The organism is Ramlibacter pinisoli (assembly GCF_009758015.1).
Taxonomy (GTDB): domain Bacteria; phylum Pseudomonadota; class Gammaproteobacteria; order Burkholderiales; family Burkholderiaceae_C; genus Ramlibacter; species Ramlibacter pinisoli.
Window position 1 is genome coordinate 925,000 of sequence record NZ_WSEL01000009.1, and the last position, 25,699, is coordinate 950,698.

At 70.9% G+C, this 25,699-nt stretch carries 25 protein-coding genes; 9 read left to right on the forward strand and 16 right to left on the reverse strand.

From position 1 onward, the window contains the following. Positions 1-7 precede the first annotated feature (7 nt). The 6 genes from GON04_RS18840 to GON04_RS18865 are packed head-to-tail and all read right to left on the reverse strand — an operon-like array spanning position 8 to position 5,305. Positions 8-985 carry a Bug family tripartite tricarboxylate transporter substrate binding protein gene (locus GON04_RS18840; protein WP_157399556.1) on the reverse strand — a complete coding sequence of 326 codons (978 nt, stop codon included), beginning with the start codon at positions 983-985 and terminating at the stop codon, positions 8-10. Positions 986-1,001: 16 nt separating this feature from the next. Continuing rightward, positions 1,002-1,814, reverse strand: coding sequence for a transporter substrate-binding domain-containing protein (locus GON04_RS18845; RefSeq protein WP_157399557.1), 813 nt, complete (start codon positions 1,812-1,814; stop codon positions 1,002-1,004). Positions 1,815-1,819: 5 nt separating this feature from the next. After that, positions 1,820-2,806, reverse strand: coding sequence for a Bug family tripartite tricarboxylate transporter substrate binding protein (locus tag GON04_RS18850; RefSeq protein ID WP_157399558.1), 987 nt, complete (start codon positions 2,804-2,806; stop codon positions 1,820-1,822). A gap of 44 nt (positions 2,807-2,850) precedes the next feature. Then, positions 2,851-3,534, reverse strand: a complete 684-nt coding sequence (gene ligK, locus GON04_RS18855; protein WP_157399559.1) for a 4-carboxy-4-hydroxy-2-oxoadipate aldolase/oxaloacetate decarboxylase — start codon at positions 3,532-3,534, stop codon at positions 2,851-2,853. A gap of 2 nt (positions 3,535-3,536) precedes the next feature. Further along, positions 3,537-4,565 (reverse strand): amidohydrolase family protein, encoded by a 1,029-nt coding sequence (locus tag GON04_RS18860; protein WP_157399560.1) that lies wholly within the window; start codon positions 4,563-4,565, stop codon positions 3,537-3,539. A 50-nt stretch (positions 4,566-4,615) separates the two neighbouring features. After that, positions 4,616-5,305 carry a substrate-binding domain-containing protein gene (locus tag GON04_RS18865; RefSeq protein WP_181653658.1) on the reverse strand — a complete coding sequence of 230 codons (690 nt, stop codon included), beginning with the start codon at positions 5,303-5,305 and terminating at the stop codon, positions 4,616-4,618. Between the two features lie 102 nt (positions 5,306-5,407). Between GON04_RS18865 and GON04_RS18870 the strand changes: the two genes are divergently transcribed. Beyond that, entirely contained in the window at positions 5,408-6,319 is a 912-nt protein-coding gene (locus GON04_RS18870; RefSeq protein WP_157399561.1) for a LysR substrate-binding domain-containing protein, read from the forward strand. 11 nt (positions 6,320-6,330) lie between these two features. Here GON04_RS18870 and GON04_RS18875 read toward each other — a convergent pair whose 3' ends face one another. After that, positions 6,331-6,876: a hypothetical protein gene (locus GON04_RS18875; protein ID WP_157399562.1), complete on the reverse strand. Its 546-nt coding sequence runs from the start codon at positions 6,874-6,876 to the stop codon at positions 6,331-6,333. After that, a complete protein-coding gene (locus GON04_RS18880) occupies positions 6,873-7,472 on the reverse strand; it encodes a hypothetical protein (protein ID WP_157399563.1) in 600 nt (199 codons plus the stop codon). The genes GON04_RS18875 and GON04_RS18880 overlap by 4 nt, the downstream gene beginning before the upstream one ends. 189 nt (positions 7,473-7,661) lie before the next feature. On the opposite strand from GON04_RS18880, the gene GON04_RS18885 reads away from it, so the two are divergent. The 4 genes from GON04_RS18885 to GON04_RS18900 all read left to right on the forward strand — a co-directional run bounded on the left by GON04_RS18885 (position 7,662) and on the right by GON04_RS18900 (position 11,519). Further along, the gene (locus GON04_RS18885; protein WP_157399564.1) at positions 7,662-8,666 is read left to right on the forward strand and encodes a Bug family tripartite tricarboxylate transporter substrate binding protein; all 1,005 of its coding nucleotides are present in this window, start codon (positions 7,662-7,664) and stop codon (positions 8,664-8,666) included. A gap of 32 nt (positions 8,667-8,698) precedes the next feature. Further along, positions 8,699-9,523 carry a metal-dependent hydrolase gene (locus tag GON04_RS18890; protein ID WP_157399565.1) on the forward strand — a complete coding sequence of 275 codons (825 nt, stop codon included), beginning with the start codon at positions 8,699-8,701 and terminating at the stop codon, positions 9,521-9,523. Positions 9,524-10,035: 512 nt separating this feature from the next. Then, entirely contained in the window at positions 10,036-10,935 is a 900-nt protein-coding gene (locus tag GON04_RS18895) for an aldo/keto reductase (RefSeq protein ID WP_157399566.1), read from the forward strand. Then, on the forward strand, positions 10,932-11,519 hold the full coding sequence (locus tag GON04_RS18900) for a DUF6064 family protein (RefSeq protein ID WP_157399567.1): 588 nt from the start codon (positions 10,932-10,934) through the stop codon (positions 11,517-11,519). The genes GON04_RS18895 and GON04_RS18900 overlap by 4 nt, the downstream gene beginning before the upstream one ends. Here the strand turns inward: GON04_RS18900 and GON04_RS18905 are convergent. Genes GON04_RS18905 through GON04_RS18915 form a run of 3 tightly spaced genes read right to left on the reverse strand, consistent with a single transcriptional unit; the run spans position 11,510 to position 14,383 of the window. After that, on the reverse strand, positions 11,510-12,478 hold the full coding sequence (locus tag GON04_RS18905) for an AEC family transporter (protein ID WP_157399568.1): 969 nt from the start codon (positions 12,476-12,478) through the stop codon (positions 11,510-11,512). The two genes, GON04_RS18900 and GON04_RS18905, sit on opposite strands and share 10 nt — an antisense overlap. Positions 12,479-12,482: 4 nt before the next feature. Further along, complete coding sequence (locus GON04_RS18910) at positions 12,483-13,391, reverse strand: NAD(P)-dependent oxidoreductase (RefSeq protein WP_157399569.1); 909 nt, start codon at positions 13,389-13,391, stop codon at positions 12,483-12,485. Positions 13,392-13,396: 5 nt separating this feature from the next. Then, on the reverse strand, positions 13,397-14,383 hold the full coding sequence (locus GON04_RS18915) for a Bug family tripartite tricarboxylate transporter substrate binding protein (RefSeq protein WP_157399570.1): 987 nt from the start codon (positions 14,381-14,383) through the stop codon (positions 13,397-13,399). Between the two features lie 96 nt (positions 14,384-14,479). On the opposite strand from GON04_RS18915, the gene GON04_RS18920 reads away from it, so the two are divergent. After that, positions 14,480-15,460 carry a Vgb family protein gene (locus tag GON04_RS18920; RefSeq protein ID WP_157399571.1) on the forward strand — a complete coding sequence of 327 codons (981 nt, stop codon included), beginning with the start codon at positions 14,480-14,482 and terminating at the stop codon, positions 15,458-15,460. A gap of 679 nt (positions 15,461-16,139) precedes the next feature. Here the strand turns inward: GON04_RS18920 and GON04_RS18925 are convergent. Genes GON04_RS18925 through GON04_RS18935 form a run of 3 tightly spaced genes read right to left on the reverse strand, consistent with a single transcriptional unit; the run spans position 16,140 to position 19,340 of the window. Further along, entirely contained in the window at positions 16,140-17,126 is a 987-nt protein-coding gene (locus GON04_RS18925; RefSeq protein WP_157399572.1) for a Bug family tripartite tricarboxylate transporter substrate binding protein, read from the reverse strand. A gap of 43 nt (positions 17,127-17,169) precedes the next feature. Further along, a complete protein-coding gene (locus tag GON04_RS18930; RefSeq protein ID WP_157399573.1) occupies positions 17,170-18,381 on the reverse strand; it encodes a CaiB/BaiF CoA transferase family protein in 1,212 nt (403 codons plus the stop codon). Then, the gene (locus tag GON04_RS18935) at positions 18,378-19,340 is read right to left on the reverse strand and encodes a hydroxymethylglutaryl-CoA lyase (protein ID WP_157399574.1); all 963 of its coding nucleotides are present in this window, start codon (positions 19,338-19,340) and stop codon (positions 18,378-18,380) included. Before GON04_RS18935 ends, GON04_RS18930 begins: the two co-directional genes overlap by 4 nt. A gap of 84 nt (positions 19,341-19,424) precedes the next feature. Between GON04_RS18935 and GON04_RS18940 the strand changes: the two genes are divergently transcribed. From GON04_RS18940 to GON04_RS18950, 3 genes are all read left to right on the forward strand, one after another. Next, the gene (locus GON04_RS18940) at positions 19,425-20,330 is read left to right on the forward strand and encodes a LysR substrate-binding domain-containing protein (RefSeq protein WP_181653659.1); all 906 of its coding nucleotides are present in this window, start codon (positions 19,425-19,427) and stop codon (positions 20,328-20,330) included. Next, positions 20,327-22,303, forward strand: coding sequence for an aconitase family protein (locus GON04_RS18945; RefSeq protein ID WP_157399576.1), 1,977 nt, complete (start codon positions 20,327-20,329; stop codon positions 22,301-22,303). The genes GON04_RS18940 and GON04_RS18945 overlap by 4 nt, the downstream gene beginning before the upstream one ends. Before the next feature lie 131 nt (positions 22,304-22,434). Continuing rightward, complete coding sequence (locus GON04_RS18950) at positions 22,435-22,728, forward strand: GYD domain-containing protein (RefSeq protein ID WP_157399577.1); 294 nt, start codon at positions 22,435-22,437, stop codon at positions 22,726-22,728. 87 nt (positions 22,729-22,815) lie between these two features. On the opposite strand, the gene GON04_RS18955 is transcribed toward GON04_RS18950, so the two are convergent. Continuing rightward, a complete protein-coding gene (locus GON04_RS18955; protein ID WP_157399578.1) occupies positions 22,816-24,351 on the reverse strand; it encodes a SpoVR family protein in 1,536 nt (511 codons plus the stop codon). A 10-nt stretch (positions 24,352-24,361) separates the two neighbouring features. Further along, complete coding sequence (locus tag GON04_RS18960) at positions 24,362-25,672, reverse strand: DUF444 family protein (RefSeq protein WP_181653660.1); 1,311 nt, start codon at positions 25,670-25,672, stop codon at positions 24,362-24,364. Between the last annotated feature and the right edge of the window lie 27 nt (positions 25,673-25,699).

The window sequence follows — 25,699 nt, forward strand, 5'->3', positions numbered from 1 at the left end:
GGAAGTGTCAATCGGGTTTGATGTTGGCTTCGCGCACGAGCTTGTCGTAGCGCTGGCGTTCGGAGCGCAGCAGCGCCACCACCATGTCGCGGTTGCCGGGAATGACTTCGCCGCCCACGGCGGTCATGCGCTCGCGCACCTGCGGGGTGGCCAGCGCCTTCTGCACTTCGGCGTGCAGCTTCTCGACGATGGGCATCGGCGTCCTGGCCGGCGCCATCACCGCATACCAGACCGAGGCCTCGAAGCCGCTGAAGCCCGACTCGGCGATGGTCGGCACGTCGGGGAAGATCGGCGAGCGTTGCGGACTCAGCACCGCCAGCACCTTGAGCTTGCCGCTGGCGACCTGGGGCTTGACCTCCAGCGCATTCATCGCCAGCACCGGCACCTGTCCGCCGATGACGTCCGTGATGGCCTGGGCGCCGCCGCGGTACGGCACATGCATCAGGTCGATGCCGGCGGCGCGCGCGAACAGTTCGGCCGCCATGTGCGGGGTGGAACCGTTGCCGGGCGAGGCGTAGGCCACGGAATTGGGCTTGGCCTTGGCTGCGGCGACCAGGTCCTTGATGCTGCCGTAGGGGGCGGCAGCATTGGCGGCGATCACCACCGGCACGCGGCCGACCAGCGACACGGCGACGAGGTCCTTCTCGGCGTCGAACGGTTGCGGCTTGTACAGCGCCATGTTGGCCGCCAGCGCGTTGGCGGCCAGCAGCAGCGTGTGGCCGTCGGGCTTGGCGTCGATGACGTACTTGACCGCGATGTTGGTGCCCGCGCCCGGCTTGTTGTCGATGACGAAGGGCTGGCCCAGCGAGGACGACAGCGACTGGCCGAGCGTCCGGGCGACGGCGTCGACGGCGCCGCCGGCGGAGTAACCGACGACGAGCGACACCGGCCGGTCCGGGTAGCCGGCCTGGGCGCGCGCGCCGAACGAGGGGACCAGGGCCGCAGCGGCGAGCGCCTGCAGGGTCTGGCGGCGGGAGATGGTCATGGTGTGTCCTGGTGAATCAATCGGTGGCCGTGCCGCGCAGGCCGGCGCGGCTGATCATGGCCTGCAGCTCGGGGCTGCCCTTGAGGCTGGCGGCGAAGGAACGGGTCCATTCGAGCGCGGCCGGCGGCCGGCCCCTGGGGATGGCCAGCGAGATGTTCTCGAAGCTCCAGCGGCCCGGCAGCACCGCCGAGCCCGGCACCTGGTCGCCCAGCTCGTACAGGATGGCCTTGTTGCTGGCGAAGGCCTGGAGCTCGCCGGACTTGAGCATCTGCGCGGCGGCGTCCAGCGACTTCAGCGGCACCACCCGGGCCTGCTTCAGTTCGCGCGTGAGCGTCGCGTGCGAGCTGCCGCCCTCGGCCACGCCGACGCGCACGCCGGCCTGGTCGATGCGGGCCATCTCGCCGATGCCCGAGGCCGCCGACACCAGGTAGCCGGATTCCACGCGCACGAGCGCGGGCGTGAAGTCGGCCTCGCGCATGCGGGCCTCGCTGGCGTTGGTGAACGTCAGGTCGGCCCTGCCGGCCTTGACCGCCTCGAACACCTCGGCGGCGCGGGCCAGTTCGACGAACTGCACCGGCACGGCCAGCCGCTTGCCCGCCAGCAGGCCCAGCTCGTAGGTGACGCCGGCGCGCTCGCCGTTGCGGCCCACCACCAGCGAACTGGGGCTGCCGGGATACAGCGCGACGCGCAGCGTGCCGGTGGGTGCGAGCGCCGCTCGCGCCGCCGGGTCGACGGCCGGCGGGGCGGAAGCGCAGCCCGCCAGCCACAGCGGCAGTGCGAGGGCCAGGCCGGCGAGGCGGCGGGAAAAGGCGCGGCGGGTGGCGGTCATCGGGATCAGTCGAGCGACGCGCCGGTCTGCTTGATGATGCCGGCGAAGCGGGTCGATTCCGACTGGATGTACTGGTTGAACTCCTCGCGCGAGGGCGTGAACGGCTCGTAGCCGAACGAGACGAACTTCTCGCGCACGTCCGGCTCGGCCAGCGCCTTCTCGATGTCAGCGCGGATCTTGTCCGCCACGGGCTTGGGCAGGCCCTTGGGCGCGGCGATGGCGGTCCAGCCGCTCACCTCGAAGTTGGCCGGGCCGCCGGCTTCGGCCACGGTGGGCACGTCCTTGAACGCGGCCAGGCGGCGCGGCGCGGCGATGGCCAGGAACTTCAGCTTGCCGGCGCGGTACAGCGGGCCCGCGGTGGCGCTGGTGCCCAGGGCGTAGGCCAGGTCACCGTTGGCGACGCTGGTGTACAGCTGGGTCGTCTCCTTGTAGATGACGTGCTCCATCTTCGTGCCGGTGACGGTGTCGAAGAGGGCCGAGCCCAGGTGCACCGGGTTGCCGACCGACCACGAGCCGTAGTTCAGCTTGCCGGGGTTGGCCTTGGCGTCGGCGATCAGGTCGCCCACGTTCTTGTACTTGCTGTTCACCGCGGTGGTGACGAAGAAGTAGGTCTTGAACAGCGGCAGCAGCGTGTCGAAGTCCTTGTTGGCGTCGTACGGCAGCTTCTTGAACAGGTGCGGGTAGGCCGACAGGTGCACGTTGTCCAGCTGGATCAGGTCGTGGCCGTCGGTGGCGCCGCGCTTGAAGGCGTCGATCGCGATGAAGCCGTTGCCGCCCGGGCGGTTCTCCACCGTCACCGGCTTGCCCCACTGGCGCGACAGCTTGTCGGCGACAAGGCGCACCACGCCTTCCGGGCCGCTGCCGACCGGGAACGGCGTGATGATGCGCACCGGCTTGGTCGGGAACTCCTGCGCCTGGGCGAGGCCACAGGCAACGAGGGTGGATAGCAAGAGGGAGGCGGTCGCGGCGCGGCGGGTGATGGTGGAAGCCATGGGGTGTCTCACTTGGTGGTTCTTGCGATGGGTCGGGACGGGAATCAGTCGATGTACTTGAGGCCGGCCTTGGCCAGCGGCTCGCGCATGCTGTACATGTCGAGGCCGAGCACGCCGGAGGCCAGCTTGGCGCGCTTCTCGCCCTCGTTGGCCTCGCGCGCGGTGGCTGCTTCGAGTGTCTTGGCGGCCACGGCACGCGGCACGCAGACCACGCCGTCGTCGTCGGCGACGATCACGTCACCCGGGGTGACCAGCGCACCGGCGCACACCACGGAAATGTTGACCGAGCCCAGCGTCGACTTGATGGTCCCCTTGGAGCTGATCGCGCGGCTCCACACCGGGAAGCCCATCTCCTGCAGCGTCCTGACGTCGCGGCAGCCGGCGTCGATGACCAGGGCGCGCGCGCCGCGGGCCTTGAACGAGGTGGCCAGCAGGTCACCGAAGAAGCCGTCGGTGTTCTCCGAGGTGCAGGCACACACGACGATGTCGCCCGGCTGGATCTGCTCGGCCACGACATGCATCATCCAGTTGTCACCAGGATGCACGAGCACCGTGACGGCCGTGCCCGACACCTGCACGCCGGGGTAGATCGGCCGCATGTAGGGCTTCATCAGGCCGACCCGGCCCATGGCCTCGTGGACGGTGGCCGAGCCGAATTGCGCCAGCTTGTCGGCCACCTCGCGGTCGGCACGCTGGATGTTGCGGTAGACGACGCCGAGTTCGTACATGGTCAGAGCCCCCTGGAGGTGAGAAGTTGGTCGAGACGCGGGAACACGCGGCGCGTGTTGCCCTCGAAGATGGCCTGCTTGTCCTGCACCGACAGGATGGTGCTGGCGTCGATGTAGCGCTTGGTGTCGTCGTAGTAGTGACCCGTGGTCGGGTCGATGCCGCGCACCGCGCCGATCATCTCGCTGGCGAACAGCACGTTCTTCACCGGGATCACGGTGTTGAGCAGGTCGATGCCGGGCTGGTGGTAGACGCAGGTGTCGAAGAAGATGTTGTTCAGCACGTGCTCGGTCAGCAGCGGCTTCTTCATCTCCTGCGCCAGGCCGCGGAAGCGCCCCCAGTGGTAGGGCACCGCGCCGCCGCCGTGCGGGATCAGGAAGCGCAGGGTCGGGAAGTCCTTGAACAGGTCCCCCTGCAGGCACTGCATGAAGGCGGTGGTGTCGGCGTTCAGGTAGTGCGCGCCGGTGGTGTGGAAGGCCGGGTTGCAGCTGGTCGACACGTGGATCATCGCCGGGATGTCGTACTCGACCATCTTCTCGTAGATGGGATACCAGTGGCGGTCGGTGAGGGGCGGCTCCTTCCAGTGGCCACCCGACGGGTCGGGGTTCAGGTTGATGCCCACGCAGCCGTACTGCTCGACGCACTTGACCAGCTCCGGGATGCAGGTCTCGGGGGCGACGCCCGGCGACTGCGGCAGCATGGCCACCGGCACGAAGTGCTCGGGGAAGAGCTGCGAGACGCGGAAGCACAGCTCGTTGCAGATGGCGGCCCAGGTGCTGGAGACCTCGAAGTCGCCGATGTGGTGGGCCATGAAGCTGGCGCGCGGCGAGAACAGCGTCATGTCGTTGCCGCGCTCCTTCATCAGGCGCAGCTGGTTGTTGACGATGGTCTCGCGGATGTCGTCGTCGCTGATCGTCAGGTCGGCCACGCGCGGCTTCTTCGCGGGGTCCTGGATGCCGGCGATCTGCTGGTTGCGCCACGCCTCCAGCGCCTTGGGTGCGGTGGTGTAGTGGCCGTGGCAGTCGATGATCATGCGAAGGTCTCCTGGAAAACGGGGAATCGGAAGAACGGGGCGCGGGCGCCTCAGGCGGGATCCATGCCGTTGCGGCGCTTGGCGTCGGCCGTGGCGGGCGAGGCCATGAAGGCGAGCAGCTCGCGCGCGGCCGGTGCCTGCGCGCAAGCGGCGCCGACGGCACCCGAGAAGGTGGTGGTGATCTGGATGGCGGCCGGCAGCGGCCCGACGACGTCGATGCCGGCCAGGTCCTTCAGCTCGCTGAACTGCTGGAACCCGAGCGCGACCTCGCCGCTGGCGACCAGGGAGCCGACCGGCACGCCCGGTCGCGCCTGCACGCAGCGGTCGCGCACCTGGGGCGCGATGCCCCAGCGTTCGAACAGCTGCAGCACCGCGGTGCCGCTGGGGCCGGTGGAATAGCCGATCGACGGCGCGGCCAGCACCGCGGCGCGCACAGCGTCCTCCGATGCGATGTCCGGTCGCGGCGCGCCGGCCCGGACGGCCACGGCCACGCCGGAGCGCACCAGGTCGACCCGGCTGCCGGCCAGCACGTGGTTGCCGGCGGCCAGCTTGTCGATCGCGTCGGAAGCGAGGAACACGAGGTCGAAGGCCTCGCCGGCGGCGACGCGCCGGGCGGCGTCGACCCCGCCGACCGATTCGATGTCCACCGCGCCGCCGCCCTGCCCCTGCCAGGCCGCGACGAGGTCGGCGAGCACCTGCCGCGTGGCCATGGACGAGATACCGCGCAGTGCAGAAGTCATGGCGCGCATTCTGGTCGCCCGCGAGGGCGCCGCAAACCGCGCCTTCCCGCTAGCAGCTAGAACAAACCGGAATATCTTGCCCGGCCACACTACACTTCGCGCATGGATCTGCGCCAGCTGGAGTACTTCGTTCGTGTTGCCGAGCTGGGCAGCTTCACCCGTGCCGCCGCCGAACTCGGCGTGGCCCAGCCGGCCCTGAGCCGCCAGGTCCGCCTGCTGGAGGTCGAGCTGCGCCAGTCGCTGCTGGTGCGCAACGGCCGCGGTGCCGTGCCGACCGAGGCCGGCAAGGTGCTGCTGGACCACGGGCGCGGCATCCTGCACCAGGTGCAGCGGGCACGCGAGGACCTGGGGCGGCTGCGCGGCGGCGTCTCGGGGCGGGTGGCGGTCGGGCTGCCGAGCAGCGTGGCGCGCGTGCTCACCGTCCCCCTGACCCGCGCCTTCCGCGCGGCCATGCCGGATGCCAGGCTGTCGATCAGCGAGGGGCTGTCGAGCGGTCTCGAGGCCGGCCTCGTCAGCGGCCGGCTCGACATCGCCGTGCTGTACAACGCGCAGCCCTCGCGCGAGGTCGATGCCACCCCGCTGCTGGACGAGGACCTGCTGCTGGTGCGCGCCCGGCCGCCCGGGCTGCAAGAGGATCCGCCGCCCGGCCCGGTCGACCTGCGCGAGGTGGCCACCCTGCCCCTGGTGATCCCGACCCGGCCGAACGCCATCCGCATGCACGTGGAATCGGCGCTGGCCGCGGTGGGCGCGCGGCCCAACGTGGCGCTGGAGATCGACGGCGTACCGGCCATCCTCGACCTCGTGCGCGACGGCGCCGGCTGCGCCATCCTGTCGCGCAACGCGTTGCTGCACTCGCCGCGGCCGTCGGCCTTCACGGCCCAGCCGATCGGCGATCCGCCGCTGCGCATCCGGCTGTCGCTGGCCACCAGCCTGCAGCGGCCGGCAACGCCGGTGCAGGAGGCGACGCTGGCGCTGATCCGCGCCACGGCACCGGAGGTGGTGCCGCACGCCTGAGCGGCAGGCCGCTAGAGCGACAGCAGGCGCTGGAAGAACGAGCGGTAGCTGCGCAGCGCCATCCGCATGTGTTCGGTGCTGTTGGCGTCGTTGCCCTGCCCCAGTCCGCGTTCCAGCGCGGAGCGCTGTTCGGCGAAGCTGCCGGCCAGGTGCTTCATCACCTGCGCCACCAGTTCGTCGGCCTGCTGCACGGCCCGCCGCGGGTCGTCGACGAAGCCGATCTGCAGGGCGTCCCAGCGGCCGCGGAAGTCCTGCGCCACCTGGGGCGGGAACAACGCTGCCAGCTCCTCGTGCAGGCCCTCGGCCGGCCGGCCGGCGTCCCGGTCCATGCCGCCGTCGGCCTCCAGCCCGGGCCGCTGCTGCTGCGGGGGACGCATCTCGGCCCTGGGCTCGGCCATGCCGCCGTGCATGCGGTCATCGCGCTGCGGCCTTTCCTCCATCACCGGTGCGCCCAGCGGCACGCCATCCGGCCCCCGGTGCTGCATCTCGCGGTGTTCCGTGCCGGCCACGAGGTCGGCGGTGCTCAGGCGTTCATGGTCAAGGTCTTCGCGGCTCATGATTGGGTCTCCATGGCATGGTGGTCGTGCGGGTTGCGGTGGCGGGGCTCGTCCCTCGGCGGCTCGACCTGCAGCAGCTCGGCGAACAGCTCCCGGTAATGGATGACGGCCTGGCGCATGCCTTCGGTGTCGACAGCGCCACGCCGGTCGAGCTCGGAGATGTCGTGCGCGGCGCGGTAATGCTCGACCACGCCGGCGTGGTGCACCGAGATGTCGGCGGCGCGCCGCTCGAAGTCGCCCATGGGGTAGCCGCGCCGCTCCATCACCTCGCGCACCAGCCGGTCGGCCTCAGCCAGCGAGCCCTGGGGGTTGTCGACGAAGCGCGCCTGCAGGGTGCGCCATTGCTGGCCGAAGCGCTGCGCGTCGGCCGGGGACAGCGGCACGATGTCCAGCTTCTCGACCCGCTTCTGCCGCGCCTTCAGTTCGGCCTCGGCCTTGTCGCGATCGCCCATCTCATCGACGGCGCGCTGGTATTCGGGCCCGAACCGGCGTTCGAGCCGGTCGGAATCGCGGCGGCGGCTATAGAGCCAGACGAGGATCGCGGCGATCGCCAGGATGACGATGACGGCGATCACGAGGTTGGTGTCCATGGTCATGGGACTCTCCCGTTTGCCAAAATCCAAACCTACCAGTGCGGCCCGGGGCTCCTATAGGCGCTCGCCGCCTGCGACGGGGCCAGCGGCTGATGCGCAAGTAGGACGGGGTGGGTCGGCAGCAGGAACCGCTGCACCGATGGCAGCGCCAGCCTGGAGTTCACGACGACGCCCAGCTAGACTGCGCGGCCGATGACCTTCTCCACCCTGCCCCTCACCACCCCGCTGTCCCGCCGCTCGCTCGGCCTGCTCGCCCTGGCCGCCGCCGGCGGAACCGCGCGGGCGCAGGCATACCCGGCCAAGCCGATCCGGCTGATCGTGCCGTTCACGCCGGGCGGCTCGTCCGACATCCTGGCGCGGGCCGTCGGCCAGGAACTCACGAAGTCCATGGGCCAGCCGGTGGTGATCGACAACGTGCCCGGTGCCGGCGGCTCGATCGGCGCCGAACGCGGCGCCAAGGCGCCGGCCGACGGCTACACGCTGCTCATGGGCCACATCGGCACGCTGGCGGTGAACCCGTCGCTCTATCCGAAGCTGGCCTACGACCCGGTGAAGGACTTCGCCCCGGTGGCCTGGGTGGCCCGCGTGCCCAACGTGCTGGTGGTGCATCCGTCGGTGCAGGCCAACACCCTGGCCGACTTCGTGGCGCTGGCCCGCGCGCAGCCTGGCCGCATCGCCTACGGCTCGGGCGGCAACGGCAGCGCGGCGCACACTACGATGGAATACCTGAAGCTGGTGACGAAGGCGTCGCTGCTGCACATCCCCTACCGCGGCACCGCGCCCTCGGTCACCGACCTGCTGGCCGGCCAGGTGCAGGCGCTGTTCACCGGCGCGCCGGCGCTGCTGCCCCACATCAAGGCCGGCCGCATGCGCGCCCTGGCCGTGTCCAGCCCGCGGCGCATCCGCTCGCTGCCCGAGGTGCCCACGGTGGCCGAGAGCGGCGTGCCCGGCACCAAGGGGTTCGAGGCCGACCAGTGGTACGGCATCGTGGCCCCGGCCGGCACGCCGCCGGACATCGTGCGCACGCTGAACGAGCAGGTGAACAAGGCGCTGGCCCTGCCGGACGTGGCGGCGCGCCTGGCCGGCGAGGGCGCCGAGCCAACGCCCACCACCCCGCAGGCCTTCGGCGCGCTGATCGCGGCGGAGCTCCAGCGCTGGGCGCCCGTCATCAAGGCCGGCGGCATCAAGCCCGAGTGACCCGAAGCATTCGACACGACGAGGAGAAGACGATGGACAAGCTGTGGCGGCGCTGCGCCGCGTTCGTGCTGGTCGCGGCGGGCCTGCTGCCGGGCGCGCAGGCCCAGGGCGACGGCAAGACCGAGGTGCTGTGGCTGGGCCAGTCGGCCTTCCGGATCACCACGCCGGGCGGCAAGGTGATCGTCACCGATCCCTGGCTCAAACCCAATCCGCTGACCCCGCCCGAGTACAAGAACCTCGAGGCCCTGGGCAAGGTCGACGTGCTGCTGGTCACTCACGGCCACGGCGACCACTTCGCCGATGCGCCCGAGATCGCGAAGCTGAACAACGTGCCGATGTACGCGCCGGGCGACATGAACCAGGCGGTGGGCCTGCTGGGCATCCTGCCGGCCAACCTGGTGCCGCGCTTCAACAAGAGCGGCACGGTCACGCCCGTGCCCGGCATCAAGGTGACCATGGTGCGGGCCGAGCACTCTTCGATCCTGGTGCACAGGAACGCCGCGACGGGCAAGGACGAGGCGCACTACGCCGGCGAGCCGGTGGGCTTCATCATCGAGCTGGAGAACGGCTTCCGGATCTGGCACATGGGCGATACGGGCCTGTTCAGCGACATGAAGTTCATCGCCGAGTACTACAAGCCCGACCTGGTGCTGATGCCCATCGGCGGCCACTTCACCATGGACCCCAGGGACGCGGCCTACGCCACGCGCGAGTGGATCAAGGCCAAGGCGGTGATCCCGATGCACTACGGCGCCAATCCCCTCGGCAAGGGCACGCCGGCCGAGTTCAGCCAGGCGCTGGGCAGCACGTCGACCAGGGTGTTACCGCTCAAGCCTGGGGAGAAGGTGATTTTCTAGCGGGGCTCGGCTGCGCCTCGCTAGCGGATCGCTGTCCCGGGCAGGGAACCTGAAGTCCCCAGGCAGGGCACCCCCTCACCCCAACCCTCTCCCCCGGGGGGGAGAGGGGGCGGAGCTTGAAGGTGCCATGGCCGATCCCGGTTGCGTGCGACATGCATGCGGCCTGCGCAGCAGGAGGCGTGCTTCTTCAGGTCTTGGGGAAGGCAGCACCTCTTTGGTTTCGTCATTGCGGGCTTGACCCGCAACCCATCTCCCGCGCGAGGCCTGGGCGCGCCCGCGTTCGGGAGATGGATGCCGGGTCGAGCCCGGCATGACGTCCTCGGTCGGAAGCCATGACCTTCACGCCCGACGAGGAGTTACCCCCATGGCGGCCTCGGCCGCCAGCACGGCCCCGCCAGGCAGCGCGGCCACGGCACCGTCAAGCCCTGCCCCCTCTCCCCCGGGCGGAGAGGGGGCAGGGGCAGCGTGCGTGCCACGCGCACGAAACGGACAGTCGCTGCTACGCTGCCCGCATGGAACGCCGCACCGTCCTGCGCCTGCTGGGCTGCGCCGCCGCGGTCGGGCTGGCGCCGGGCGTGCAGGCCGCAGCGCCGCTCACCCGCCCCATCCCGTCCTCCGGCGAGCCGCTGCCGCTGGTGGGCCTGGGCACCTGGATCACCTTCAACGTCGGCAACGACCGGCGCGGGCGGCAGGAGTCCACCGAGGTCCTGCGCGCCTTCTTCGACGCCGGCGGGCGCCTGGTCGATTCGTCGCCGATGTACGGCTCGTCGCAGGGCGTCGTCGGCGAGGGGCTGGACAGGCTGGGACGGCCCGGCCAGCTGTTCTCGGCCGACAAGGTCTGGACCTCCGCCGACGGCGCGGCCCAGGCCGAGGCCTCGCGGCGCCTGTGGGGCGTGCCGCGCTTCGACCTGCTGCAGGTGCACAACCTGCTGGCCTGGGAGAAGCAGCTGCCGCTGCTGTTCGCGATGAAAGAGGCCGGGCGCGTGCGGCACGTCGGCATCACCACCTCCGAAGGCCGGCGGCACCGTGAGTTCGAGCAGCTGATGCGCCGGCATCCGCTGGACACCGTGCAGTTCACCTACAACCCGGTCGACCGCGAGGCCGAGGAGCGCCTGCTGCCGCTGGCCCGCGAGCGCGGCACGGGGGTGCTGGCCAACCGGCCGTTCCGCGAAGGCGAGCTCACGCAGGCCCTGCGCGGCAAGCCCCTGCCGGGATGGGCGGCGGAGATCGGCTGCACGAGCTGGGCCCAGGCCGTGCTCAAGTTCATCGTCAGCCATCCGGCCGTGACCTGCGCCATCCCCGCCACCACCAGCGTGGCGCACGTGCGCGAGAACCTGGCCGCCGCTGCCGGCCCCATGCCCGACGAAGCCCTGCGCCGCCGCATCGCCGCCGACGTGGCCCGACTCGCATGACGGAGTGGTGGACCTACCGGCCGTCCGACTTCCTGATGTTCTCGGCCCGCAACTGGGCGCGCCTGCTGGAGGGCGCGCACCGGGACGCGTGGCCGTTGCAGCTGCTGCTGGCCGCCCTGGTGCTGGCCCTGCTGGCGGGCGCCTGGACGCGGCCCGCCGCCGCGACGCGCGCGTGTCTGGCGCTGCTGGCACTGGGCTGGTGCGGCGTGGGCTGGAGCTTCCACTGGACCCGCTTCGCCGCCATCAACACCGCCGCCCCCTGGTTCGCGGCCGCCTGGGCGCTGGAAGCCGCGCTGCTGCTGGCCTGGGCCTGGCGCGGCCCGGCGGCGGCCGCTGAACCGGCCCTGCGCGCGGCCGGCCTGGCGGTCGCGCTGGCGGCCGTGGTGGCCTATCCGCTGCTGGCGCCGCTGACGGGGCGGCCGTGGTGGCAGGCGGAGCTGGCCGGCCTGACGCCCGACGCGACGGCGCTGTTCACGGCCGGCCTGCTGCTCGCCCTGCCCGTGCGCCAGCGCGCCTGGCTGCTGGTGCTGCCCGTGCTGTGGCTGGTGGTCGGCTGGACGACCGCCTGGCTGCTCTATGGGTGAGGCACCTGCTGCAGCAGCCAGACCAGGCTGCTGAGGGTGAAGAACGACAGCACCGTCGTGCCCAGCTGCGCGGCCGCCGCCATGCTGTCATGGCCGTGCTTCTGCGCCAGGATGGGGTAGATGCCCAGCATGGGCACCGCGGCCATCAGGACCGCCGCGGTCTGCAGCTTGACGTCCATCGGCGGCAGCAGCACCACCATCAGCAGCACCGCCAGCGGGTGCATCAGCAGCTTGCCGGCGCCGATGATGCCCACGTCGTGCAGCATGCCGCGCGCGCGGATGCCGACCAGCGAGCCGCCGATGACCAGCAGCGAGATCGGCGCCGACGACGCGGCCAGCAGGTTGACGGCGCGCCCCAGCGGCTCGGGCAGCGACCATTCCATGACGGAGAACAGCACGCCCAGCGCGATGCCGTGGATCATCGGGTTGCGCAGCAGCGCCAGCAGCGACTGGGCCAGCGCCGCGCGCAGGCGCTGGCCGCGCGTGCGGCCGTCGTCGGCGCCGGCGACGTCGCTCTCGGCCAGCGCCAGCACCAGCGGCAGCATGAGGAAGTTCTCGACCACCATGGCCAGCGCGATGCCCACGCCGGCCGTCGGGGCGCCGAACACCTGGGCGACGACCGGAAAGCCGATGAAGCCGCTGTTCGAGCACGACATGCCCATGCCGGCGAAGGCCGATGCCGACAGCGGCTTGCCCGCCACCCGGCGTGCCCAGTACATGCCCGCCGCCAGGGCCAGCAGCGAGCCGCCGCCGTAGGCGAGGACGAACACCGGCTCGACGATCTCCGTCAGCCGGCGTTGCGACAGCGCGTTGAACAGCATGGGCGGCAGGCCCAGGTTGATCACGTACTTGCCGAAGGTGCGCATCTCGGTGCGCTGGAACAGGCCGGTGCGCGTGGCCAGGAAACCGAGGGCGACCACCAGGTAGATCGGGCCGGTGATCGCGAGGACGGACAACATGCCGTCAGGTTTGCAACTTGCGTGCCTCTTGGAGCAGGCGGTCGGCGTACTCCTGCCAGCGGGCGTGCCTGTCCAGGCCGGCGAAGACACCGGCCCTGGCCAGGTCGGCCATCCACTGCTGCTTGTCGGCGATGGCTTCGGTCATCAGCGGCTCGAAGCCGGCCTCGCGCACCGTGCTGGCCGCTTCGCGCATCTCCTCGGCGCGGCGCTGGCCGTGCTGCACCACCCGGCCGAAGAGATAGTTGCCCTGGCGCTCCCAGTCCATGGAGGGGAAGGTCTCCTCCAGCGTGGGCAGCACGTGGTCCTCGACGCCGTAGTGGCGCGCCGTGGCGTAGCTCTCGATGACCAGCGCCTCCATGCCCTTGATCATCACGCTGCGGCACATCTTGATGGCGCTGGCCACGCCCAGCTTCTCGCTCACCGCCTTGGTGTCCAGGCCCCAGCCGGCCAGCAGCCTGGCCAGCCCGGCCGCCTGCGTGCCGCCCAGGAGCATGGGCACGCGGATGCCGTACGGCGGCACCGACGTCATCACGCCGGCCTCGACGTAGTGCGCCCCGCGCGCCTCGACCAGCGCCGCCGCTGCCTGCTTGGTGCCGGGCGACGCCGAGTTGAGGTCGAGAAACACGCTGCCCGGCCGCAGGAACGGCGCCGCCTCGCCGGCCACCGCCAGGGTGTTGGAGGCCGTGACGGCGGAGATCACCAGGTCGCTCGCCTCGCACAGCGCCTGCAGGGACGGCTGCGGCGCCACGCCCGCGGCCTGGGCGTGCGCCAGTTCGGCGGCGCGCGTGGCGGGCTGGGCGAACTTCAGGTCCCAGGCCGACGCCTGCCGCACGCCGGGCTTGTCCTTCAGGCCCGCGGCGAAGGTCTTGCCGACCTCGCCGTAGCCGATGAAGCCGATGCTGTCGAACTGCATGGTGCTCACTGCTTCGGGATCTTGGCGCGCTCGATCACGCCACCCCATTTCTTGATGTCGGCCAGCAGCACCTGCTGCAGCTGCGCCGGCGTGCTGCCCTGCGCGTACAGGCCCAGTTCGGCCAGCTTCTGCTTGACCTCGGGGCGCGCGAGCGCGGCGTTCACTTCCTTGTTCAGCCGCTCGACCGCCGCCGCCGGCGTGCCGGCGGGCACGGACAGGCCGTTCCAGGAGGTGGTGTTGAAGGTGGCGAGCGACCCGCCGGTCTCGCGCGCGGTGGGCACGTCGGGCAGGGTCGGGGCACGCTTCTCGCCCAGCACGGCCAGCGGGCGCAGCGCCTTGGAGCCGATCTGGCCCTGCAGCGGACCCAGGATGTCGAGCGCGATGTCGATCTGTCCGCCGCGCAGCGCGGTGATGACGGGCGGCGTGCCGTTGAAGGGGACGACCTGGGCGTCGATGCCGGCCGAGCCCTTGAACAGCTCGGCCGCGAGGTTCTGGGTGGTACCGATCTGGGGCGTGCCCACGTTGAGCTTGCCCGGGTTGGCCTTGGCGTAGCTGAGCACGTCGGCCAGCGTCTTGAACTTGCCGCCCTCGGCCGCGACGATGACCAGGTCGAAGGTGGCCATCAGCGAAACCGGCGCGAAATCCTTCTCGGTGTCGAACGGCAGCGTCTTGAAGAGCGATTCGCTGACCGCCGTGCCGCTGGACACCAGCAGCAGCGTGTGGCCGTCGGGCTCGGCACGGTGCACCTGTTCCCCCGCGCTGACGCCGCCGGCGCCCGGCTTGTTGTCGATGACCACCGGCTGGCCCAGCGCCGTCGAGATGATCTGCCCGACGGTGCGGGCGGTGATGTCGGCGGCGCCACCGGGCGCGTTCGGCACCACGATGCGCAGGGGCTTGGTCGGGAACTTGGCCTGCGCGCGGGCCAGGCTCGGCCATAGCGGGGCGGCGACGCCGGCGGCGGCGCCCAGGAGGAGATGACGTCTGCTGGTCATTGATTGTGGTTGTGCTGGGGTTGGGTCCAACCCGCAAGCTTAGCGCGCCGCGCAGGAACAGAATCGCCGACACGAACTTGACCCCGGAGGCTCCGCATGTCCGACCCGACCCGCCGTGCCCTGCTCCAAGCCAGCGCCCTGCTGCCCCTGGCGGCCGCCCTGCCCGCCCGGGCCGCCGCGACCCTGCAGGGCTGGAAGCTCGCCACCAACCGCCGCACCGGCATCCACGACGTCGCGCCCGCGCCGGACGGCGGCGTCTGGTTCTCGGCCCAGGCCAGCGGCCACCTCGGCTGGTTCGAGCCGTCCACCGGCCGCACCGACCTCGTCTCGCTGGGCGGGGGCTCCAGCCCGCACGGCGTGATCCAGGGCCCGGACGGCGCGGCCTGGCTCACCGACGGCGGCCAGAACGCCATCGTGCGGGTCGGCTGGCCCGACCGGAAGGTCCAGGTGTTCCCGCTGCCCCCGGGCACGCCCTACGCCAACCTGAACACCGCGGCCTTCGACGGCGCCGGCGACCTGTGGTTCACCGGCCAGAGCGGCTGGCTGGGCAAGGTGGCGGTGAAGACCGGCGAGGTCACCGCGAAGCAGGCACCGCGCGGCCGCGGGCCCTATGGCATCTGCAGCACGCCGGCCGGCGACGTCTGGTGGTGCTCGCTGGCCGGATCGTTCATCGCCCGGATCGACCGCGCCACCGGCGAATCGACGGTCGCCGAGCCGCCCACCAAGGACCAGGGCGCGCGCCGCGTCTGGAGCGACAGCCGTGGCCGCATCTGGGTCAGCGAATGGAACAGCGGCAACGTCTCCATGCACGACCCCGCCGCGCGCAGCTGGCGCACCTGGAAGCTGCCCGGCGCCAGCCCGCGCGCCTACGCCGTGTACGTGGACGAGCGCGACATCGTCTGGCTGAGCGAATGGGGCGCCAACGCCATCGTCGCCTTCGACCCGAAGACGGAAAAGTTCGAGTCGCACCCCCTCCCGAGGGAATCGGCCAACGTGCGGCAGATCCTGGGACGCAAGGGGGAGGTGTGGTTGCCGGAGAGCGGCACGGAGCACATCACGGTGATCAAGACGGGATAACCCCGGACCCCAAGCCCCGAATTCCCAAGCAGCGAGCCCCCTCACCCCAACCCTCTCCCCCGAGGGGGAGAGGGGGCGGAGCTTCAAGGTGCCATCGCCGCTCCAGGTTGCGTGCGACATGCATGCGGCCTGCGCAGCTGGATGGCGCTGTTCAAGCGTCGAGGAAGGCATCCCCGAAGTCTTGAGGGAGGCGCTGGTCCGGGTCGCGAGATGGGCTCTTCGAAAGGTCTCGTCATTGCGGGCTTGACCCGCAATCCAGCTCCCGCGCCAGGCCTAGGCGCGTCCGTGTACCGGAGATGGATGCCGGGTCAAGCCCGGCATGACGTCTCCTCAGGTCGAGCCCGGCATGACGTGCCTGGCCGGAGGGCCGTTGCGGCTCCAGCCTTGACCTTCATTCCCACGTGAGGATTGACCCCCATCGCGGCCTCGGCCGCCAGCACAATCCCGTAAGGCAGCGCGGCCACTGCACCTTCAAGCCCCGCCCCCTCTCCCCCTCGGGGGAGAGGGATGGGGTGAGGGGGTTCCCTGCCTGGGGACTTCGGGGAGAGGGTTGGGGAGTGGGGGTTCCCTGCCTGGGGACTTCGGGGAGAGGGTTGGGGAGTGGGGGTTCCCTGCCTGGGGACTTCGGGGAGAGGGTTGGGGTGAGGGGGTTCCCTGCCTGGTGCCGTGGTTCGAGCCGCTATTGCGGCTCCAACCCCACCTTCTTCACCAGCGCCGCGTACTTCGCCAGCTCCTTCCTGAACGCGGCCTGCGCCTGTTCCGGGGTGCTGATGTTGATGCTGTTGCCCTGCTTGGCCATCGCCTCCTTGACGGCCGGGTCGGCGAAGGCGCTGACGACGGCGTCGTGGACCTTCTTGACCTGGGCGGCCGGCAGGCCCTTGGGGCCGATGACGGCGAACCAGGCTTCGACCGCGAAATTGGTCAGGCCCTGCTCGGCGAAGGTCGGGATCTCGGGCGCGGCCTGCGTGCGCTGCGGCGAGAGCATGCCGATCGGGCGCAGCGCCCCGCTCTTGATGTGGGCCTGCACGCTGGGCAGGGCGGCGGTGCCGAAGTCGACCTGGCCGCCGATCAGGTCGGTGACCATGGGGCCCACGCCCTTGTAGGGGATGTGCTTGGCGGTGACCCCGGCTTCCTCGAGGTACAGCTCGCTGGCCAGGTGCAGGATGGTGCCGTTGCCGCCGGAGGCGAAGTTGTACTGGCCCGGCTTGGCCTTGAGCGCCGCCTGGAACTCCTTGTGGTTGCTCACCGGCAGCTTGGTCGGGTTGACCACCAGCACCATCGGCGTGGCACCGACGACCGCGATCGGCGTGAAGTCGCCCGGCATGTCGAACGGCAGCGACTTCAGCACGCTGGGGAAGATCACCACGTTGTTCGAGACCATCGACAGCGTGTTGCCGTCGGGCGCCGAGCGCGCCAGCGCCTGCAGGCCGACCACGCCGCCCGCGCCGGGCTGGTTGTCGACCACGACGGAAGCATTGAGGGCCTTGCCCAGCGCCGTCGACGCCGAGCGGGTGATGGCGTCCACGCCCGAGCCCGTGGCGTTGGGCAGGATGAACTTGACGGTGCCGGACTGGGCCTGCACGGCGAAGGGCCAGGCACCGGCGGCGAGCGCCGCGGCCGAAGCGCCCAGCAGCGCGCGACGGCCGGCGGAAGGACGAGAAGTCATGCGGGAGTCTCCTTGGGGGCGTGATGATCGCAGATTCGCCGGCTCAGGCGACCGCGCGGCGCTCGCGCAGCGTGGCGATGTCGGCGTCGGTGTAGCCGAGGCCGCGCAGCAGGTCGGCCGTGTGCTCGCCCATGCGCGGCGGGTCCAGCCGCACGCCCAGCCGGCTGTCGGCCAGGGTGATCGGCAGCAGCGTCGTCTTGGCGCTCTCGCCGGCCTTGGGGCCGTCGGGGATGCGCACGTCGGCCAGGCCACCGGTGGCCAGCAGGTGCGGGTCGTCGAACAGTTCCTCGGGCTTGCGGATCGGCGCGAACGGCAGGCCGTTCTGCTCGAACAGGGCGGCCAGTTCGGCGGCGGTCCGGGTGGCCAGCCGCTCGCGCAGGATCGGCAACAGGCGCGCGCGCTGGCGCACGCGGTCGTTGTTGGTGGCGAAGGCGGCGTCGGCCAGCAGATCGGCGAAGCCGAGCGCGTCGCAGAAGGTCTTCCACTGCCCGTCGCTCACGGCCGCCAGGAAGATCTGCTCGCCGCCCTTGACGGTGAAGACGTCGTACACCGCCCAGGCCGAGATGCGGTTGGGCATGGGGTCGGCCGGCGTGCCGGTGATGGCGTACTGCAGCATGTGCTGCCCGACCAGGAACACGTTGTTCTCGAACAGGGCGCTCTGCACCTCCATGCCGCGGCCGGTGATGCCGCGCTGCACCAGCGCGCCCAGGGCGCCGATGGCCCCGAACATGCCGCCCATGATGTCGTTGACGCTGGTGCCGGCGCGCAGCGGGTCGCCCGGGCGCCCCGTCATGTAGGCCAGCCCGCCCATCATCTGCACCACCTCGTCCAGTGCCGTGCGGTGCTCGTAGGGCCCGGGCAGGAAGCCCTTGAGGCTGACGTAGATCAGCTTCTCGTTGGTGCGCGACAGGCTGGCGTAGTCGAGGCCGTACTTGGCCATGGTGCCGGGCTTGAAGTTCTCGGCCACCACGTCGGCCTGCGCGCACAGGTCGCGCGCCACCCGGGCGCCGTCGGGGCTGCGCAGGTCGAGCGCGATGCTCTTCTTGTTGCGGTTGAACATGGGGAAGAAGCCGGCCCCCGCGCCCAGCAGGTGGCGGGTGCGGTCGCCGTCGATCGGCTCGACCTTGACGACCTCGGCGCCCATGTCGGCCAGCACCATGCCGCAGGTGGGGCCCATGACCATGTGGGTGAACTCGACCACCCGCAGGCCGGCCAGCGGTTGCGGCGCCTGCCGCGTCGCTTGTCCGGTGCTCATGCCGCCACCGCCTCGGCCTGGGGCCGCATCGTGCGGGGCAGGCCGGCGCGCCAGAGCGTGCCGTGCAGCTGCTCGCCATCGAGCCAGGTCGCGAGCCGCCCGCGCAGGGCGACCAGGGCGTCGAAGTCCTGGCCGCTCTCGATGCCCATGCTGGCCAGCAGGTACACCAGGTCCTCGGTCGCGACGTTGCCGCTGGCGCCGGGCGCGTGCGGACAGCCGCCGATGCCGCCCAGGCAGGCATCGAGGCGGGAAATGCCCATCTGCAGCGCGGCATACGAGTTGGCCAGGCCGAGCCCGCGCGTGTCGTGGAAGTGCGCGGTCTCCAGCTTGTCGCCGACGGCGCGCAGCACCTTGCCGATGAGACGGCTGACCTGCGCCGGGTCGGCGTAGCCCACCGTGTCGGCCAGGCTCACCGCCTCGGCGCCGGCATCCAGGACGGCCTGCGCCAGGCGCACGACCTCGTCCTCCTCGACCCGGCCCTGGATGGTGCAGCCGAAGGCGGTGCTGATGCCGACCTCGATGCGGGTGTGCGATCCGGCGGCATCGCGCGCGGCGCGGATGCGGCCGATCTCGGCCACCACGTCGTCCGGCGTCTTGCGCAGGTTCGCCAGGCTGTGGGCATGGCTGGCGGACAGGGGCACCAGCAGCGCGTGGGCCTCCTCCGCGATGGCGCGCTCGGCGCCCTTCAGGTTGGGCACCAGCACCGAGGCGACCAGCCCCGGCAGGGTCCTGGCGTAGGCGAGCACTTCGGCCGTGTCGGCCAGCTGCGGCATCAGGCGCGCCGGCACGAAGGAGCCGACTTCCAGCTCGCGCTGGCCGGCCTCGTAGGCGGCGCGGATCCATTCGAGCTTGGTGGCGGTGGGCACCACGCGCTGCAGGATCTGCAGCCCGTCGCGCAGGCCGACTTCGCGCACGACGACGCGACGCGGCAGGGGGTTGGAGGCGATCGAGGAGGTCATGCCCCCGAGTTTAGAATTTCCGAAACGACACGACATCTCATTATGAGAAGTCCACCGTTCCAAATTGGAACATCTACCCCGGCCGTGCGCGACCTCGACCTGACCACCCTGCGCCTGTACGTCTCCGTCTGCGAGACCGGGAACATCGCGCGTGCCGGCGAGCGGGCCAACATCGTCGGCTCGGCCATCAGCAAGCGGCTGGCCCAGCTGGAAGACCAGGTCGGCACCGCTCTGCTGGTGCGCAAGCGGCACGGGGTGGAACCCACCGCCGCCGGGCAGACGCTGCTCGAGCACGCGCGCGCCATGCTCGACAGCGCGGCACGCATCGAGGCCGACATGCAGAACTACGCCGGCGGCGCGCGCGGCCAGGTGCGCATCCTGGCCAGCGTGTCGGCGATGACCGAGTCGCTGGCCGACGACGTCGCCAACTTCCTGCAGCAGCCGGCGCACCGCGCGATCCAGGTCGACATGGAGGAACGCGTCAGCCCCGAGATCGTGCGCGGCGTGCGCGAAGGGCACGCGTCGCTGGGTGTGTGCTGGGACGCCGCCGATGTCGGCAGCCTGCAGTCGCGCCCCTACCGCAGCGACCGGCTGGGCATCGTGGTGCCGGCCGGCCATCCGCTCGGCCGGTACGAGCAGGTGACCTTCGAGCAGACGCTGGACTTCGAGCACGTGAGCCTGCCGGTCAACAGCGCGGTGCAGGTGATGCTGCAGCGGCAGGCCGCGCGGCTGGGCCGGCCGCTGCGGCGGCGCGTGGTCGTGACCAACTTCGAGGCGTCGCTGCGCGTCGTGCGCGCCGGGCTGGCCATCAGCCTGGTCCCGCACGAGGTGGCGGCGCACCACGCCGACGCCTTCGGCCTGCGCGTCATCCGCCTGGCCGAGCCCTGGGCCGAGCGGCGCTTCATCCTGTGTTTCCGGGACGCGCAGTCGCTGACACCGGCCGCGCAGCTGCTGGTGGACCATCTCGCCACCGACAAGGGACGTTCATGACATCGCTGTTCGATTCCGGCGCCCCTGCGCGCCTGCTGTTCCTTGCCGACGATCCCGCGCTGGTGCGCCGGCAGCTCGCGGGCGAGGCCCTGGCGCCCGCCGACGCCGGCCCGCTGCGGCACGACGTCTCCACCGACGAGATCACGCCGGTGGCCATCCTGTCGTACTACGACGCCCGGCTGGCCCGCTTTGCCTACACCGGCCTGCAGTGCGGCGGCCAGGCGCCGGTGGAAGCCGGTGCGGTGCAGGCCGCAGGCGTCCAGGTGACGGTGGCAGGGCGGCGCTACGGCAAGGGCTCGTCGCGCGAGCACAGCCCGGCGGCCGAGCGGGCGGCCGGCATCCGGCTGGTGATCGCCGAGAGCTTCGAGCGCATCTACCGCCAGAACGCCGACAACATCGGCCTGTTCACGTCGACCAACCCGGGCCTGGCCGGGCGGCTGGCGCGCGGCGAACCGGTGACCATCGACGAACTGCTGGCCGGCCGCGAGCCGCTGGCGGCCGCGATCCTGCGCAGCGGCGGCCTGCTGCGGTTCGGCCAGGCCCACCTGCGCCAGGCGCGGCCGGTGCCGTTCACCGACGGCACGCGGCCGATGACGCTGTACGAGAAGATCATGCGGCGCCACCTGCTGGCCACGCCGGTCACGCCCAGCGACCCGCGCGAGGGCGACGGCTGCTTCGTGCGGGCCGACTGGCGCTTCATCCACGAGTACTACACCGGCATGGCGGCGCACCTGCTGGACACCACCTTCGGCGCCGACCTGGCACTGCAGGCGCGCGAGAGCATCGTGGTGTTCGAGGACCACACCTCGTACGTGGCCGAAAGCCCCGCGCACCTGAAGGCGGGGCTCGTCCCCAACATGCGGGCCATGTGCGAGGCGCAGCGGGCCTTCGTCGCCCGCCACGGCCTGCGCTCGCACCGCACGCTCACCGACGAGGAGGCGGCACGCGACGACGGCAGCAACGTCGCCGGCATCTCGCACGCGATGGTGGCCGAGCACTACGCCCTGCCCAGCCAGGTGGTCGTGGGCACCGACTCGCACGCCCCGCACAGCGGCGCGCTGGGCTGCGTGGCGTTCGGCGTCGGCACCACCGACATGGCCAACGCATTCACCACCGGCGCGGTGCGCACCACGCTGGCGCCGGTGCTGCGCATCGACCTCGAGGGCCGCCTGCCGGCCGGGCTGACGGCCAAGGACGTGCTGCTGCACCTCCTGGCGCACCCGGACATCCGCACCGGCGGCGGGGTCGGCAAGGTGTTCGAGTTCCGCGGCCCGGTGGTGGAGGCTTTCTCCGTCGACGAGCGCGCCACGCTCACCAACATGACGGCCGAGCTGGGCGGGCTGACCGGCATCGTCGCGCCCGACGCCCGGACCGTGCGCTTCCTGCGCGAGCGCCGCGGGGTCGAGGTCGCGCTGGAGCCGTGGATGCACAGCGATGCCGGTGCCGCCTACGCCGGCGTGATCCGCGTCGACTGCGGCGCGCTGTCGCCCATGGTGGCCGCGCCCGGCGACCCCGGCAATGGCACCGCCCTCGACGACCTGCCCGGGCCGGTGGCGATCGACATCGCCTACGGCGGCTCTTGCACGGCGGGCAAGCGCGAGGACTTCGACCACTACCACGCCGTGCTGGCCTGGGGCCTGGAACACGGCCTGGCCGTGCCCGGCCATGTGCAGCTCTTCCTGCAGTACGGCACGACCGCCGTGCGCGACTATTGCCGCGAGCGTGGCTACGACCGCGTGTTCGCCGCCGCCGGTGCGCGCATCCTGCAGCCCTCGTGCGGCGCCTGCGCCAACTGCGGCCCCGGGTCGTCGACCGATGCGGCGCAGGTGACCGTCAGTGCCATCAACCGCAACTTCCCCGGCCGCTCGGGGCCCGGCCAGGTCTGGCTGGCGAGCCCCCCGACCGTGATGGCCAGCGCGCTCGCCGGCCGGCTGTGCTCCTGGGACAGCTTGCGCCGCCAGGTCGGCGGTTGAGCACCTCGGGTTGCTGAAGCGGGGCGCCGGGCGCTGCCTGCCCGGCCGCAGGGACCGTGCGTCGGCCGCACTTGCAACGGCCGGCCGCGCGACCTACTGTCACGCCCCCTTCGAACCTCCAGGAGATGACCATGGCCAATTTCATCGGTCTGGCGACCTTCACCGACCAGGGCATGCGCACCGTGAAGGACACGGTCAAGCGTGCCGACGCCGCGCGCGAACTGGCGACCCGCTTCGGGGTGCAGGTCAAGGACATCTCCTGGACGCTCGGCAAGTACGACCTGGTGCTCCAGTGCGAGGCCAAGGACGAGGCCTCGATGGTGGCCTACACCCTGGCCATCACCTCGGCCGGCAATGTGCGCGTCCAGACCCTGCGCGCGCTCAGCCGCGACGAGATGGCCAAGGTCATCGAGAAGATGCCCTGAGGCGGCGCGTCCCCAGAAGAAACCTGCTTGCCGGGCTGGGCCCGGCATGACTCTTCCGAATCCCGGCGCGATCCCGTCGAGGGGAGCTCAGTGGGTTGAAGCCGGGGTCACTTCCCAGTGCTGCAGCACGCGCTCGTGCGCGTCCACGCTCTCGAGCCGCACCCGGAAGCCCCACAGCCGGGCGACATGCTTGACCACTTCCTCGGCGCCGTTGTCGAGCGGGCGGTCGTGGTGGCGCACGTGGCGCAGCGTGAGCGAGCGGTCGCCGCGCAGGTTGACGTTCCAGACCTGGATGTTGGGCTCGCGCCAGTTCAGGTCGTACTGCTTGGACAGCGCCTCGCGCACGCGCCGGTACCCCATGTCGTCGTGGATGGCGGCCACCTCCAGCTCGCGCTGGGAGGCGTCGTCGACGATGGAGAACAGCCGGAAGTCACGCATCAGGCGTGGCGACAGGTACTGGCCGATGAAACTCTCGTCCTTGAAGTGCCGCATCGCGTAGTCGAGCGTCTTGACCCAGTCGCTGCCGGCGATGTCGGGGAACCACTCGCGGTCCTCCTGCGTCGGGGCGACGCAGATGCGCTTGAGGTCGGTGAACATCGCGAAGCCCAGCGCATAGGGGTTGATGCCCGAATAGCGCGGGTCGGTGACCGGCGGCTGGAACACCACGTTGGTGTGCGAGGACAGGCACTCCAGCATGAACCCGTCGGCCAGCAGGCCGTCGTCGTACATGGTGTTGAGCAGGGTGTAGTGCCAGAACGTGGCCCAGCCCTCGTTCATCACCTGGGTCTGGCGCTGCGGGTAGAAATACTGCGCCACCTTGCGCACGATGCGCACCACCTCGCGCTGCCAGGGTTCCAGCAGCGGCGCGTTCTTCTCGATGAAGTACAGCAGGTTCTCCTGCGGCTCCTCGGGGAAGCGGCGGCGTTCCTTCTTGGCCTCCTTGCCCGGCTGGCGCGGCAGCGTGCGCCACAGGTCGTTGATCTGCTGCTGCAGGTAGGCCTCGCGGTCCTTGCGGCGCATTTCCTCCTCGACCATGCTGATCTTCTGCGGCCGGCGGTAGCGGTCGACGCCGTAGTTCATCAGCGCATGGCAGGCGTCCAGCACCTCCTCGACGGCTTCCAGGCCGTGGCGCTCCTCGCACTCGGCGATGTAGCCCTTGGCGTAGACCAGGTAGTCGACGATGGACGAGGCGTCCGTCCACATCCGGAACAGGTAGTTGCCCTTGAAGAACGAGTTGTGGCCGAAGCACGCATGCGCCATCACCAGCGCCTGCATGGGCAGCGTGTTCTCCTCCATCAGGTAGGCGATGCAGGGGTCCGAATTGATGACGATCTCGTAGGCCAGCCCCATGTGGCCGCGGCGGTAGTTCTTCTCGCTGGAGATGAACTGCTTGCCGAACGACCAGTGCCGGTAGTTGACCGGCATGCCGACCGAGGCGTAGGCGTCGAGCATCTGCTCGGCCGAGATGACCTCCAGCTGCACCGGGTAGGTGTCGAGCTTGAAGCGATCGGCCGTCTTGCGGATCGCGTTGAAGTACTCGTCGATGAGCTCGAAGGTCCAGTCGGACGCATTCGGCAGCCGGTTGGCGCCCCGCACGGGCGCCTCGTTGACGACAGCGGACATCAGCGGTTCCTCAGGCGGGTACCCCGATGGGGTTCTTCTTGAACAGGTCCCGGAACACCGGGAAGATCTGCGCCGGCGTGACGATCTTCTGCATCGCGAAGTTGACGTTGGAGTCGCGCACCCGGGTGTACTCCTCCCACAGGTTCTGGTCCTCGTCGGCCACCTGCACGTAGGCGAAGTAGCGGCACAGCGGCAGCAGCTTGCCGTCGAGCAGCTCGCGGCACTTGGACGAATCCTGCTGCCAGTTGTCGCCGTCGGACGCCTGGGCGCCGTAGATGTTCCATTCGCTGCCCATGTAGCGCTCGCGGATGATCTCGTGCATGAGCGTCAGCGCGCTCGACACGACCGTGCCGCCGGATTCGGTGGCATGGAAGAACTCGTCCTCGGGCACCTCGGCCGCCTGGGTGTGGTGGCGGATGAAGACGACGTCGGTCTGCTTGTAGTGCCGGGTGAGGAAGAGGTACAGCAGGATGAAGAAGCGTTTGGCCAGGTCCTTGCGCGACTCGTCCATGGAGCCCGAGACGTCCATCAGGCAGAACATCACGGCCTTGCTGGTGGGCAGCGGCTCGCGGATGCGGTTGCGGTAGCGCAGGTCGAACGGGTCGAGGAAGGGGACGCGCTTCAAGCGCGCGCGCAGCGCCTCGATCTCGACCTTGAGCGCCGCGATCTCGGGCGCCGGGGTGTCGCCGCGCGCCTCGACGAGGGCCAGGTGCTCTTCGGCACGGCGCAACTGGCGCCGGGCGTCGCCGCCCATGGCGATGCGCCGCGCCAGGCCCACCCGCATCGAGCGGACCACGTGCAGGCTGGTGGGGTTGCCCTCGGAGACGAAACCGGCGCGACGGGTCTTCCACTCCGGCGCATCGGCCAGCAGCTGCGTGCGGATGAGCCGCGGCAGCGCCAGGTCGTCGAAGAAGTAGTTCATGAACTCCTCCCGCGTGATGCGGAAGGTGAAGTCGTCTTCGCTCTGGCCGTCGGGCGAGGCGCCGCTGCCGCCCCCGCCGCCCTGCCCGCCGCGCGGGCGCGGGATGCGGTCGCCGCGCAGGTATTCCTGGTTGCCCGGGTGCACCATCTCGCGCGAGCCGCCCGGGCCGTGGCTGAACACCGGCTCGGACACGTCGCGCTTGGGAAGGCTGATGTCGGCGCCGTCCTCGATGTTGTGGATGCTGCGGTCGCCCACGGCCTTGCGCACCGCGTCGCGGATCTGCTCGCGGTAGCGGCGCAGGAACCTCTCCCGGTTGCCGATCGACTTGTTCTTGCCCGACAGGCGCCGGTCGATGACTTGGTGGAGCGCGGAGCGCTCCGATCGGTTGCTGGATGCCACTGGGGGCGCCGCTCCGTCTGTTGTCAG